The organism is Photobacterium salinisoli (assembly GCF_003614885.1).
GTDB classification, from domain to species: Bacteria; Pseudomonadota; Gammaproteobacteria; order Enterobacterales; family Vibrionaceae; genus Photobacterium; species Photobacterium salinisoli.
Window position 1 is genome coordinate 175,073 of sequence record NZ_QZMS01000007.1, and the last position, 13,845, is coordinate 188,917.

Genomic DNA, 13,845 nt, shown 5'->3' on the forward strand with positions numbered 1-13,845 from the left:
GGCAAGGTGGCAATACCTTGCCGTTTTTTATTGGTGCCAGCCAATAAAAAAATAGCAAATAAATAGCAAAAAAATTCTGTAAAGTTTTCCTTCTCACCGCCGATAACCCTTATAGAACAAGAAAGTGCGCCACTGTTGAATCAAGGTAATGAATTCTGATTCGTTGTTGATTGTGTTCGGTTTCACACTTTTTTGCCCAGTAAAAAAATTTCAAAAAAAATCTTAAAGCTTTCTTCACCAGTGCCGTTAAAGGTGATGTACGAAGAATAACTCGGACTTGCCGGCTGAGCTGGTCAAGCCACAAAGAAGCATAAGTAAGGAGAATTACTATGGCAGTTACAGTAAACACTAACGTTTCTGCAATGACCGCTCAGCGTTACCTGAACAAAGCTAGCGATAATACAGCAGCTTCTATGGAGCGCCTGTCTACCGGTTCACGCATCAACAGTGCAAAAGATGACGCAGCCGGTCTGCAAATTTCTAACCGTCTGATGACTCAGAGCCGTGGCCTGGACGTAGCAGTACGTAATGCCAACGACGGTATCTCAATGTCTCAGACTGCTGAAGGTGCAATGCAAGAAACCACCAGCATCCTGCAGCGTATGCGTGACCTGTCTCTGCAATCGGCGAACGGCTCTAACTCTGATGATGACCGTAAAGCGATTCAGGAAGAAGTAACGGCACTGAACGACGAACTGAACCGTATCGCAGAAACCACGTCTTTCGGTGGTCAGAAGCTACTGAATGGTACATTCGGTACCCGTGCCTTCCAGGTGGGTGCAGATTCCGGTGAAGCGGTACAGCTGACGCTGAAAAATATGCGTTCTGACAGCGCCGATATGGGCGGTAGCCTGCTGGTGTCGACTAACCAGGTAGCTGATAAAAACTCTACCCTGGATGCTGATACCACTATCGAGCTGAGCGTAACTGATGCAGACGGTAATGCGACAGCAGTAAGCATCGACCTGGTTGGCGGTGACGATATCGAAGAAATCGCGACCCGTATCAACGGTCAGAATGACCAGATTAACGCTTCAGTTACTGAAAAAGGTGAGCTGCAAATTTTCTCATCTAACGGTACTGTCGGTGTGACTACCGGTACTATCGCAATGACTGATACTGCGGGCAATGCAGTGGATGCCTCGATTGCAGGTACAGCGGCTAATATCACTGTGTCTGAGCTGGATGTCAGCACAGTCGGTGGCGCACAGCAAGCAGCGGCAATTCTGGATGGTGCTATGCAGTTTGTTGACTCACACCGTGCAGAGCTGGGTGCGAAACAAAACCGTATGGATCACACCATCAGCAACCTGAACAGCATCAACGAAAACGTGACTTCTTCTAACAGTCGTATCCGTGATACTGACTTTGCGAAAGAAACCACTAACCTGACTAAGAACCAAATCCTGCAGCAAGCGTCGACCTCTATCCTGGCGCAAGCGAAGCAGGCGCCTCAGGCGGCACTGAGCCTGCTGGGCTAATCCGCTCAATGAAGCGGCAGGGGCAAGCCCTTGCCGCTTTTTTCGATCAGAAGGTGTCAGAAAATGGACGTAAAATCTGTATTAAACCCTTCATTTCTATCCCGCTTTTCTTCAACCGGTGCGAAATCACCTGTTGGCACAGATGTTGCAAACCCTTCTGTTGGTCATCCACGTGAAGATTCTTTGGCGGTCGCAGCCCCAGGGCACAATGCCTCAGGTGTGTCAGCGAACACGGACGTCAGGCGCGTAGAGCAGTCGGCCAGGCTGGAAGAACAGCAGCAGTTACATCGCCAGCAATTAGAGAAACTGGTGGAAAGTATTGAAGATTTTGTCGGCTCAATGAATAAAGGGCTGGCATTCAGAATTGATGAAGAGTCTGGCCGTCAGGTTGTTACCGTTTATGAAAAAGCAAGCGGTGAAGTGGTCCGGCAGATCCCCGATGAAGATATGTTGGCGCTGTCACGTCAGATAGCGACCTATACCACCGGGCTTTTGACCACCAAAGTATAATCGTAACTGATTGAGGTTGTAGATGAATATTGGCGCAATGGGTACGGCATCCGGCCTGGATATCAATGCCATGGTCGACAAAATTGTCGCCGCAGAGCGGGCGCCAAAAGAAGAGCGCATCAATCAGCGAAAAGAGCAGGCCAATGTCGAGCTGAGTGCTTACGGGCGCCTGAAAGGCGCACTCGATGGTATGAAAACCCTGATGGCAGACATCAGGCAGAACCATACCCTGGCTGAGCGTACCGCTTCTTCAGACAATCAGGATTTGGTGTCTGTCCGTGCCAGCCATGAAGCGCTGCCCGGGCGATATTCCGTTGAAGTCAAGCAACTGGCGACATCGCATAAAATTGCGTCTCTGCCGGTTGATGATAAAACGGCGATAGGTGCCGGAAAATTGACACTCTCTGTGGGTGGTCAGTCTTTTGACGTTTCATTCGACCAGGATCAAACCAAACTGCTGGATGTGGTTCGTGAGATAAACCGTCACCCGGACAACAAAGGTGTGCTCGCCACTGTCATTAAGGACGCCAGCGGTGCCCGATTGGTGCTGAACTCCGATAAAACCGGGGCTGGCAATCCGCTGAAAGTGGTTGTCGAGGCGCAAGCCGGCAGCCCGTTGCAGTCTTTTGCCTTTGACGCCGGAAATCCCGGTAGTCCTATGCAGGAAATGCAGGCTGCCACTGATGCCAAAGTGCTTATTGACGGCCTGGCAGAAGTGACGAGCGACACCAATACCCTGACAGATGCGATTCCCGGTTTGGATATTGATTTAAAGCAACTGTCAGTCAATGCCGAAAAGCCGCAAGCCGTGATTGAAATCGGCTACGACAAAGACAAGGCCGGGGCGCAGATCGAGCGGTTTGTGAATGCTTACAATCAGTTTTACGACACCGCCTTAGAGCTGGGTAAATTTGACCCGAACACCCAAAGCAAAGGGCCGCTGGTCGGTGACAGTATGCTGCGCTCATCGGTTCAGCAGTTGCGAAACGCATTTAGTATGCCGCTGGAAGAGGGGCCATCAAGTTTGCAGACCCTGAGTGAACTGGGTGTGACAACCACACTGAGCGGGCATCTGGAAATTGATTACGATAAACTCGACAGGCAACTGAACCAGAATTTTGCCGCGGTCGGTGAATTTTTTGGCAGCCGAAAAGGTTTTGCCCGCCGGATCGAAGATATGTTACATGCCTATACTGGTGTGACCGGCAGTATCTCGAACCGGGAAAAAAGTATTAACGAGCAAGTGTTATCGCTCAATGATGATCAGCGCGAGCTGGACCGCCGGATGGAAGGCGTCTATCAGCGTACCCACGACCAGTTTTCTGCGATGGATCATGCCATGGGGCAGATGCAGAGCCAACTGGGTTCAATGATGAGTATGATGCCGCAAATGTAATCGCGGATAACAAGAGGGAAGGCAATGTCAAACAAGATGATGCAAACCCTGGCCGACATTGATCAGCAACTGAACCAGCTTATCAATGACGGTACGGACATTGACGTGGACACACTGTACCGTTTGCTGGCCGATCGCCAGACGGTACTCAATGATCTCAAAGCTGTGCCAGAAATGCTGGATCAAGTCAGCTGGCAGGAAGCAATAAACCGAACATCGGATTTGCTGACAAGATTGCGCGAAAAGCGCGAAAAGTCAGCAAGTCAACTGAAACGATTACAGCACGGACAACGTTCGCTGCAGGCATATAATCAATTTCGTTAAGGTAACATCATGGTCATGAGAGGAAATCTACAGGCTTATAAGCGAGTCTCAGTAGACAGTCAGTTAACATCCGCATCACCTCACCGTGTGATTCAAATGCTGATGGCGGGTGCCATAGAGCGTTTGATTCAGGGTAAAGCGGCCATGGAGCAAGGATCAATTGCCACCAAAGGTGAGCGCCTGGGTAAGGCTCTGGATATCATCATCAGCTTGCGTGGCTGTCTGTCATTTGATGATGGTGGCGAGATCGCCAGCAATCTGGATTCGCTGTATCTGTACATGATTGAAAAAATCACGACAGCCAACCAGAAAAACGAGGTAGAACATGTTGATGAAGTGATCGACATGTTAAGGGAGCTGAAATCTGCATGGGATCAGATTCCTCCTGAGCATCATAATATTACTCAGATGGAGTATTAATCCGTCAACGAGTCAGCATTCTGCTTCCCAGTTCTCCCGCACAATTTGGGCTGCCAATAGTCAACTGATTGTGTATCCAACGTAATTCCGTGGCACTGGGCTCACAGCTTTTCACTGTGCCCGGTTGCCAAGTCCTGTTCTTTTATTACAATGGGCAGCATCAGTTTTGGTTGCTGTTCCGTTTGAATACGCCATAAGAATACATAAAGACAGGCAAATATCACTTCTATGCAAGGTTTAGCTAAGACCCTCGTCATTGATGACGACCCGCAGCACCGTCACGATCTCAGCGTGATCCTTAATTTTGTCGGTGAGCAGCATGAAGCGATATCCACCGATGAGGCAGAAGGCGCGCTGTGGGAACAACCCTGGGGCGCCTGTTTGATTGGCAATATCCATTCTGTGAAAAAACAGAATCAGGTGCTGGAACAACTGCGTCAGCGATATCATATTCCTGTGCTATCCATGCCTCAGCATGAAAAAGCGGTCTCAGGTATGCCGAATTTTGTCGGTACTCTGGCCTATCCGCTGCATTACAGCCAGTTGATGGATGCGCTGCGTCATTGTCAGGAATTCCAGGGCAAAAATCATTTTCAGGTGCCGCAACTTTCCCGGAAAAATACGTTGTTTCGCAGTATGGTCGGGCGCAGTGACAGTATCAGTCAGGTTCGCTATCTGATTGAACAGGTCGCAGGGACGGACGCCAGTGTGTTGATTCTTGGTGAATCCGGTACAGGTAAAGAAGTTGTTGCCCGTAATATCCACTACCATTCATCTCGTGGTAAAGGCCCGTTTGTGCCAGTCAATTGTGGTGCAATCCCTGCTGAATTGCTGGAAAGTGAGCTGTTTGGCCATGAGAAAGGCGCATTTACCGGCGCTATCTCCTCACGAAAAGGGCGGTTTGAACTGGCGGAAGGCGGCACGCTTTTCCTGGATGAAATCGGTGACATGCCGATGCCGATGCAGGTGAAATTGCTGCGTGTGATTCAGGAGCGTTGCTTTGAGCGTGTGGGGGGAAATCAGAGCATTAAAGCAAATGTCCGCATTATTGCCGCGACCCACCGCAACCTGGATACCATGATTGCAGAAAACCTGTTCCGGGAAGATCTGTTTTATCGTTTGAACGTATTCCCGATTGAAACGCCGCCATTGCGTGAACGGCTGGAAGATATTCCCCTGCTGCTGCAGGAATTGCTGTCCCGGATGGAAGCTGAAGGCGCGAGGTCCGTGCATTTTACCCCGAGAGCGATCACTTCTCTGATGGAGCATGACTGGCCAGGCAACGTGCGTGAGCTTGCCAATCTGGTTGAGCGCTTGATGATTCTCTATCCGGGTGAAATGGTGGATGTGAATCATTTACCGGTGAAGTACAGGTACTGTGATCTGCCGGATTTCTGTCCTGAAGAGCGCGTGATGTCTGTTGAGGAACAGGAACGCGCGATGTTAGCCGATGTCTTCTCCGACGGTTACGATGAACAGGAAGACAGTTTCGGCTTCAGCGATTTACCGCCTGAAGGCCTTAACCTGAAAGAAATGCTGGCGGATCTTGAAATTGACATGATTCGTCAGGCACTTGACGCACAGGGTGGGGTGGTCGCCCGGGCGGCCGACATGCTGGGTATGCGACGTACAACCCTGGTCGAAAAAATGCGTAAGTACAATATCTCGACCAAAGAGCCTGTGCGCGGATAGCATCAGCCCGTAAAAATTTAACCTGTCGTATTGTGGTTTTTATGCAGTACGCCAGACTCTGAAAGGAGTGATGTCAATATTCTGACATCACTCTTTTTTTATGGCCTTATCATAACTTGTTGTTTTTCGTTGAATATTTTTGGCATAGAAAGTGCTTATTTAGTGTAACAAAGTACAATGCGAAAGTAGGTGCAAGGTGGAAGAAGGGCAGTCTGTCTCCCCGCTGGGAAACCTGAGTCAACAGGTCAGCAGGTATAAGCAAGTGATTGAAGTCATGCCGACTGGTGTGATCTTGCTCGATGGAATGGGAATGGTATGTGAAGCCAACCCTGAAGCTGTCCGCCTGTTAGGAGAGCCATTGGCGGGGGAGCGCTGGCTGGATGTTATCCAGCGTGCCTTTGCACCTCAGGAAGATGACGGCCATGAAATTTCTTTGCACAGTGGCCGTAAAGTCAAACTGGCGATCTCCGCATCAGCCAGTGGGCAGCTTATTGTGATCACCGACATGACAGAAACCCGACTGCTGCAGTCCCGTTTCAGTGAGATGCAACGCTTATCCTCACTGGGGCGTATGGTGGCTTCGCTGGCGCATCAGGTCAGAACACCGCTTTCCAGTGCCATGTTATACGCAGCAAATCTGTCATCGCCGCAGTTGACAGTGCAAACCCGCGACAGGTTTCAGACCAAACTGATGGACAGGTTGCGGGATCTGGAAAAGCAGGTCAATGACATGCTGCTGTTTGCCAAAGGCGGTGATAACAAAGTGGTGGCACCTTTTACGCTTGAAGCCTTGTTCAATGAACTGGACGCCATGATAGAGGCCCAGGTGGTGTCCAATCAGGTGGATTTTTCGATCGAGTGTGATGATGAGAGCCCCAGTATTCTGGGTAATGTAAATGCTCTGGCCAGTGCGATCAGCAATTTGATCACCAATGCCATTCAGATGTCAGGCAAAGCCTGCAAAGTCAGTTTATCGGTACGTTGCGGCGCCGACATGATTCACCTCAGCATTACTGATAACGGTCCCGGCATTGCCCCTGAGATGCAGAACAAGGTGCTGGAACCGTTTTTCACTACTCGTCAGCAAGGCACAGGCTTAGGACTGGCCGTGGTCCAGATGGTGGCAAAAGCTCACAATGGAAGCCTTTCGCTATTTTCGACCCCGGGAGAAGGCGCCTCATTTACGCTCAGTCTGCCAAGAGCAGAAAGCCATGAGCAAGAATATGAATTAACTGCAACAGGAGACAGGCAATGACGAGCCGAGTACTGATCGTTGAGGACGACGAAGGTCTGCGAGAAGCCTTAGTGGATACACTGGCGCTGGCAGGTTATCAGTGGCTGGAAGCAGACAGTGCCGAACAAGCCCTGTTGCTGTTGAAATCTGAGCAGGTGGATATTGTGGTATCCGATGTTCAAATGGCCGGAATGGACGGGCTGGGCCTGCTGCGGAATATCAAGCAACACTGGCCTAAACTGCCGGTACTCTTGATGACAGCCTATGCCAATATTGAAGACGCTGTACTGGCAATGAAAGACGGTGCCATTGATTACATGGCAAAGCCTTTTGCGCCGGAAGTGTTATTGAACATGGTCAGCCGCTATGCGCCTGTGCAAGCGGTCAGCAGTCAGGCGATAGCCGCCGATGAGAAAAGCCTGAAATTACTGGCGCTGGCCGAAAGAGTTGCACAGACTGACGCCAGCGTGATGGTACTCGGGCCGAGTGGCTCAGGCAAAGAAGTGATGTCGCGATACATTCATGAGCATTCACTGCGTCGTGAAGGGCCTTTTATCGCGATCAATTGTGCCGCAATTCCCGACAACATGCTGGAAGCGACCTTATTCGGTTATGAAAAAGGTGCCTTCACCGGCGCGGTTCAGGCCTGCCCGGGAAAATTTGAACAGGCACAAGGCGGTACCATTTTGCTGGATGAGATCAGTGAGATGGATCTGAACTTGCAGGCGAAACTGCTGCGCGTTCTCCAAGAGCGTGAAGTCGAGCGTTTGGGCAGCAGGAAAAGTATCAAACTGGATGTGCGGGTGCTGGCCACCAGTAACCGGGACCTGAAACAATACGTGGCGGAAGGAAATTTCCGGGAGGATTTGTACTACCGCCTCAATGTCTTTCCGCTTGTCTGGCCGTCGCTGGCTGAACGTCCGGGCGATATTATGCCACTGGCCAGTCACCTGGCTGATCGGCATTGCAAGAAACAGGGAATGCCATCACCGGTATTCTCTGCCGCCGCGCAAGCCAAACTGCTTCAGTATAACTGGCCCGGTAATGTCAGGGAGCTGGATAATGTGGTTCAGCGGGCACTGATACTGGCCGGTGATGCTGACATAGGTGGCGAGCATATTCTGCTGGAAGGCATGGACTGGATGGATTCACACAGCCTTCAACATGCTATCAGCCTGACGCCGGTGACATCGCAGCAAGTGAATGACACTGCGGTACATGTGATACCGCCGGGTATGTCAGGGGCTGACAGCCTGGGCAGCGAGCTTCGTGAACAGGAGTTTGCCATTATTCTGGAAGCCATACAGGCCTGCGAAGGCAAACGAAAAGAAGTGGCTGAGCGGTTAGGCATCAGCCCGCGCACGCTCAGGTATAAATTAGCCAAGATGCGGGACGCCGGAATCGAGATCCCAGTTTGACCATAAAAGCGGAATTAACAGATTAATTTCATATTTTTGGCGTTAAGCTTGCACAACTTTATCTTTTAAGATGCGATCAATATAGATTGTGTCAAAAAAGTACCACGGAGATAACCTATGAAAGTCAACGGATTTATGTCAGAAATGCAGGCAATGCAAATGGAAGCCAGCAATGCGTCACGTCCGGCGACTGGCGCTAAGGTCAGTGCTGATTTTGGCGCAGCCCTGCAAGATGCGATACAGACGGTTAACGGATTACAGAATACATCCAGTGAGATGACCAGTCGTTTTGATCAGGGCGATCGCAGTATTTCGCTGTCAGATGTCATGATCGCGCGAAATAAATCCAGCGTGGCTTTTGAAGCAACCGTCCAGGTTAGAAATAAGCTGGTTGAAGCTTATAAAGAACTGATGAATATGCCGGTTTAATTCAGGAATTAAGTGAGTGTCGGAACAAACATCCAACGAACTCGCCATAGCGGGTAGCGCTGCAGCTCCTGTCGTTGCCAACAGCGACCTGGATCTGCAAAATCCGGATCTTGAAGAGAAGAGTGCCAGCACACGTGTTGACAGTATGCTGGGCAACCTTGATTTGCTGCGTCAGATCATTCTGGTGCTGTCAGTGGCGATTTGTGTCGCTTTGATAGTGCTGGTTGTCGCCTGGCTGAAAGAACCGGAAATGCGACCGCTGGGTAATTTTTCCACTGAAGAGCTGATTCCGATTCTGGATCATTTTGACCAGAAGCAAATTGAGTATCAACTGGAAGGAAACACTATCCGGGTGCCAGCCGATCAATACGGCGCACTGAAGCTCGAACTGACCCGTGCCGGACTGAATAACCCGACAGCGGAAGGTGATGATATTCTACTGCAGGATATGGGATTTGGTGTTTCGCAACGTCTTGAACAAGAGCGGCTGAAACTGAGTCGCGAGCGTCAGTTGGCAAGAGCCATAGAGCAGATCAGACAAGTGCGCAAAGCGCAGGTACTGCTGGCGATGCCAAAGCAAAGCGTCTTTGTCCGCCATAATCAGGAAGCCACGGCCAGTGTATTTCTGACTCTGGGTACAGGGGGCACGCTGGGTCAGCAGGAAGTGGATTCCATTGTGGATATGGTCTCTACCGCCGTGCCGGGCTTGAAACCCAGCCGAGTTACAGTCACTGATCAGCACGGTCGTTTGCTCAGTTCCGGTACCGAAGATCCGGCAGCCACGGCACGCCGGAAAGAATACGAGCTGGAGCGCAAACAAGAGCAAGCCTTGCGCGAAAAGATTGATGCGATATTAATTCCTGTCCTGGGGCTGGGGAATTACACCTCTCAGGTCGATGTCTCGATGGACTTCAGTGCCCAGGAAGAAACGCAAAAACGTTTTGATCCCAACACGCCGTCAACCCGCAGTGAGTATACGCTGGAAGATTACAACAACGGCCAGTCTGTGGCGGGTATTCCGGGCGCCCTGAGTAATCAGCCGCCGCAGGATTCAGCGATACCGCAGGATGTGATCGATTTGCAAACCGGTAAAGGCGGCAACGGCTCTGTGCACCGTGAAGCAACGCGAAATTTTGAACTGGATACCACTATCCGTCATAAGCGTTCGCAAACCGGCACAATCAGCCGCCAGACGGTCTCGGTGGCGGTCAATTATAAGTCGCAGCTTAATCCGGAAACCGGCGAAATGACCCGTGTTCCCGTGACTGAAGAAGAACTGGTCAAAATCCGACGCCTGCTGATGGGTGGGGTCGGCTTCCTGCAAGATCGCGGCGATATGCTGGAAGTGATTTCCGTCCCCTTCGCCACCCAGGAGCAGGAACGCATTGTTGAGTTGCCTATCTGGGAGCACCCGAATTTCAATACCTGGGTACGTTGGCTGGCTGCGGCGCTGGTGATCATCGTTGTGCTGGTGGTATTGGTACGTCCTGCCATGCGCAAACTGCTCTATCCGAACCAGGCTGCCGATGGCACACCTCTGGATGAAAATGGTCTGCCAATCCTGGCAGGTGATGGCTCAGAACTGATAGGAGCCGATCTGGACGGTGTTGATGGTATCGATTTAACCAATAACAACCTGGATCTGCCAAATCTGCACAAAGATGACGACTTACTGAAAGCCGTGCGTGCACTGGTTGCCAACGAACCGGATCTGGCGGCTCAGGTTGTGAAGAACTGGGTATACGAAGATGGCAAATGAAGTCGCGACTACAGATGAAAAACCGTTCGACATTAACAGCTTAAGTGGAACGGATAAAGCAGCCATCCTGTTACTCAGCCTGAATGAACAGGATGCGGCTTCCATCATACGCCACCTGGAACCCAAGCAGGTCCAGCGCGTGGGTGGGGCGATGGCCAGCATGAAGGAACTGAGTAATGACAAGGTGACGGCTGTGCACCGTCAGTTCCTGACCGATATCCAGAAATACACCAGCATTGGGATGGGCAGCGCCGACTTTGTCCGCAATACCTTAATCGCAGCGCTGGGTGAAGATAAAGCCAATAATCTGGTTGATCAGATCCTGATGGGCAGCGGCTCCCGTGGCCTGGATTCTCTCAAATGGATGGATCCACGTCAGGTGGCCAGCATCATTCTCAATGAGCACCCGCAGATTCAGACAATCGTGTTGTCTTATCTGGAACCTGAACAGTCGGCAGAGATTTTATCCCAGTTTCCTGAGCGCGTGCGCCTGGATCTGATGATGCGAATTGCCAATCTGGAAGAAGTTCAGCCGGCAGCCCTGCATGAGCTGAACGACATCATGGAGAAACAGTTCGCCGGTCAGGCTGGTGCTCAGGCCGCGAAAATTGGCGGCATGAAGGCGGCGGCCGATATCATGAACTACCTCGACAACAATATTGAAGGTCTGCTGATGGATCAGATCCGCGAGAACGACGAGGAGATGGCTGTTCAGATCGAAGACCTGATGTTCGTGTTCGAGAACCTGGCCGAAGTGGACGACCGCGGTATCCAGAGCCTGTTGCGGGAAGTGCCTCAGGAACTGCTGCAAAAAGCGCTCAAAGGGGCCGACGATATGCTGCGCGAGAAAATTATGCGCAATATGTCCAAGCGTGCTTCTGAATTGCTGATGGATGATCTTGAAGCGATGGGGCCGATACGTGTCTCCGATGTGGAAGCGGCACAGAAAGAAATTCTGTCTATTGCCCGTCGTCTGTCTGAAGCCGGTGAGCTGATGCTGAATGGCGGCGGTGGGCAGGATGAATACCTCTAATTCAGCCGGGGAAGCACAATGACGATTGAACGCCGTCGGGGCTTTGTACGCCTGAGTGGTCATCAGGCGGAAGAACTGGAACGCTGGGCTTATCCCGATTACACCGATGAAGATCGCGGTCCGGTTGAGAACGCTTTAAATTATGATCCGGGCTGGCGCCCCAGAGAGGTACAGGAAGAGGAGCAAGCGCCTCTGCCACTGACGGCGGCGGATCTGGACGATATCCGCCAGTCTGCCTATGAAGAAGGACTGGCCGAAGGCCGGGCCGCCGGTCATGCTGAAGGTTTTGAAACCGGAAGGCAGGAAGGTGTCGCGGCCGGCCATCAGGAAGGACTGGAAGTGGGCCGGGAAGAAGGGCTGGCTGCCGGTCAGGAAATTGTTGAGCAGCACGTCGCGCACTTAACGCAGGTGTTTGACAAACTCGCACTGCCGTTACAGCAGGTTGACAAGCAGGTAGAAAACCAGCTGGTGGAAATGGTCAGCGTGTTGACCCGCGAACTCATCCGGGTCGAAGTGCAGACGAATCCTCAGGTTATTCTGTCCACCTTACGAGAAGCTATTGCCACCTTGCCGTTGGCCTCCCAGTCGATCACTGTGCAGTTGCATCCGGACGATCTTGTGCTGGTAACCGCCGCGTACAGCCAGCAGGAACTCGATAACCGTCGCTGGCAATTGCTGGCAGAACCGGGGCTTGAACGCGGTGATGTCCAGATCAGCGCCGGTGACTCTGCGGTGGATTATCGGATGGAAGATCGTGTTCGTTATCTGCTGACCCAGTTTCTGGGCATGAATCAGCGTCCGGCTGACAATGCATCACAGGATGCTGCGCAATGACCCTGTCGCAACGGCTGGGTAGCTACCGCTTACAGGGGCTGGCCTGCCGTCCCGTCGCCTCCGGACGACTGGTGCGTGTGGTCGGTTTAACACTGGAAGCCATTGGCTGCCGGGCACCTGTTGGCAGTGTGTGCTCTGTCGAAGCGGTACAGGGCAGTATTGAAGCGGAAGTCGTCGGATTCAGTGGCGATACCCTGTACTTGATGCCCAGTGAACAGCTGACCGGGGTGATGCCCGGCGCTAAAGTCACGCCTGTGATGGGCGATGGCGGCCTGCCGGTGGGGCCTGAGCTGCTTGGCCGGGTTATTGACGGCATGGGTAACCCCCTGGACGGCAAAGGGCAGATTTACACCTCGGCGCGGGCCGCACTGAATGCGGAACCGATCAACCCTCTTGCAAGAAAACCCATCAGCGAACCTCTGGATGTCGGACTGAAAGCCATTAATGGGCTGCTGACCGTAGGTAAAGGCCAGCGGATTGGCCTGTTTGCCGGTTCCGGGGTGGGTAAATCTGTCACTCTGGGCATGATGACCCGGGGCACCACGGCGCAAGTGGTGGTGGTTGGACTGATTGGTGAGCGTGGCCGTGAAGTCAGAGAATTTATTGATGAGATCTTAGGTGAAGAAGGTCGCCAGCGCGCGGTTGTGGTGGCAGCCCCTGCTGATGCTTCACCTCTGATGCGCCTGAAAGGGTGCCAGACTGCCCTGACCGTGGCGGAATATTTCCGGGATCAGGGCTTGGATGTGCTATTGCTGATGGACTCGCTCACTCGCTTTGCTCAGGCGCAGCGTGAAATTGCCCTGTCGATTGGCGAACCGCCGGCGACCAAAGGATACCCGCCGTCTGTGTTTGCCAAGCTTCCGGCTCTGGTTGAGCGAGCCGGCAATGGCGGCGATCAACAGGGGTCGATCACGGCCTTTTTTACGGTTCTGACTGAAGGTGATGACCTGCAGGATCCTATCGCTGATGCATCACGAGCGATTCTTGACGGTCATATCGTGTTGTCACGTGAGATGGCCGATGCCGGTCATTATCCGGCGATCGATGTTGAACGTTCTGTCAGCCGTGTTATGCCAGCCATCGTGGATGAAGAGCAGATGCTGATGTCGAAAGCCGTGCGGCAGATATTGTCTGTTTGCCGTAAAAACCAGGATCTTGTGTCTATCGGTGCGTACAAGCCGGGGTCGGATCCGGCAATCGACCAGGCATTTACCTTAAAACCCAGATTGGATCAGTACTTACAGCAAAGCATGAAAGAGTCGGTTCCCTATGACATGTGCGTCAATATGCTCCGCTCTACGCTGGGAGCCTGAGT

12 protein-coding genes and 2 pseudogenes are annotated in these 13,845 nt (G+C 52.0%); all 14 read left to right on the top strand.

All coding sequences use genetic code 11. The annotated features are described in order from the left end of the window. Window positions 1-329 precede the first annotated feature (329 nt). Window positions 330-1,481: a flagellin gene (locus D6M16_RS01525; protein WP_120510264.1), complete on the top strand. Its 1,152-nt coding sequence runs from the start codon at window positions 330-332 to the stop codon at window positions 1,479-1,481. Window positions 1,482-1,544: 63 nt separating this feature from the next. Further along, window positions 1,545-1,991: a flagellar protein FlaG gene (locus D6M16_RS01530; RefSeq protein ID WP_120510265.1), complete on the top strand. Its 447-nt coding sequence runs from the start codon at window positions 1,545-1,547 to the stop codon at window positions 1,989-1,991. A 22-nt stretch (window positions 1,992-2,013) separates the two neighbouring features. Then, window positions 2,014-3,387 carry a flagellar filament capping protein FliD gene (fliD, locus tag D6M16_RS01535; RefSeq protein WP_120510266.1) on the top strand — a complete coding sequence of 458 codons (1,374 nt, stop codon included), beginning with the start codon at window positions 2,014-2,016 and terminating at the stop codon, window positions 3,385-3,387. A 24-nt stretch (window positions 3,388-3,411) separates the two neighbouring features. After that, window positions 3,412-3,711 carry a flagellar rod protein FlaI gene (locus D6M16_RS01540; protein ID WP_120510267.1) on the top strand — a complete coding sequence of 100 codons (300 nt, stop codon included), beginning with the start codon at window positions 3,412-3,414 and terminating at the stop codon, window positions 3,709-3,711. A 15-nt stretch (window positions 3,712-3,726) separates the two neighbouring features. After that, the gene (fliS, locus tag D6M16_RS01545) at window positions 3,727-4,131 is read left to right on the top strand and encodes a flagellar export chaperone FliS (RefSeq protein WP_120511825.1); all 405 of its coding nucleotides are present in this window, start codon (window positions 3,727-3,729) and stop codon (window positions 4,129-4,131) included. A gap of 228 nt (window positions 4,132-4,359) precedes the next feature. Further along, window positions 4,360-5,823 carry a sigma-54 dependent transcriptional regulator gene (locus tag D6M16_RS01550; RefSeq protein ID WP_120510268.1) on the top strand — a complete coding sequence of 488 codons (1,464 nt, stop codon included), beginning with the start codon at window positions 4,360-4,362 and terminating at the stop codon, window positions 5,821-5,823. A gap of 196 nt (window positions 5,824-6,019) precedes the next feature. After that, on the top strand, window positions 6,020-7,078 hold the full coding sequence (locus tag D6M16_RS01555) for a sensor histidine kinase (RefSeq protein WP_276131383.1): 1,059 nt from the start codon (window positions 6,020-6,022) through the stop codon (window positions 7,076-7,078). Further along, a pseudogene (locus tag D6M16_RS01560) lies at window positions 7,075-8,224 on the top strand (sigma-54-dependent transcriptional regulator); the annotation flags it as partial. The gene D6M16_RS01555 and the pseudogene D6M16_RS01560, both read left to right, overlap by 4 nt. A gap of 80 nt (window positions 8,225-8,304) precedes the next feature. After that, window positions 8,305-8,475: pseudogene (locus D6M16_RS22650) on the top strand (helix-turn-helix domain-containing protein); the annotation flags it as partial. 117 nt (window positions 8,476-8,592) lie between these two features. Next, the gene (gene fliE / locus D6M16_RS01565; protein WP_027253934.1) at window positions 8,593-8,904 is read left to right on the top strand and encodes a flagellar hook-basal body complex protein FliE; all 312 of its coding nucleotides are present in this window, start codon (window positions 8,593-8,595) and stop codon (window positions 8,902-8,904) included. Window positions 8,905-8,920: 16 nt separating this feature from the next. After that, window positions 8,921-10,663, top strand: coding sequence for a flagellar basal-body MS-ring/collar protein FliF (gene fliF, locus D6M16_RS01570; protein WP_120510270.1), 1,743 nt, complete (start codon window positions 8,921-8,923; stop codon window positions 10,661-10,663). Continuing rightward, window positions 10,653-11,696, top strand: a complete 1,044-nt coding sequence (fliG, locus tag D6M16_RS01575) for a flagellar motor switch protein FliG (RefSeq protein WP_120510271.1) — start codon at window positions 10,653-10,655, stop codon at window positions 11,694-11,696. Before fliF ends, fliG begins: the two co-directional genes overlap by 11 nt. A gap of 18 nt (window positions 11,697-11,714) precedes the next feature. Beyond that, a complete protein-coding gene (fliH, locus tag D6M16_RS01580; RefSeq protein WP_120510272.1) occupies window positions 11,715-12,530 on the top strand; it encodes a flagellar assembly protein FliH in 816 nt (271 codons plus the stop codon). Further along, entirely contained in the window at window positions 12,527-13,843 is a 1,317-nt protein-coding gene (gene fliI / locus D6M16_RS01585; protein ID WP_120510273.1) for a flagellar protein export ATPase FliI, read from the top strand. The genes fliH and fliI overlap by 4 nt, the downstream gene beginning before the upstream one ends. Window positions 13,844-13,845: the final 2 nt, after the last annotated feature.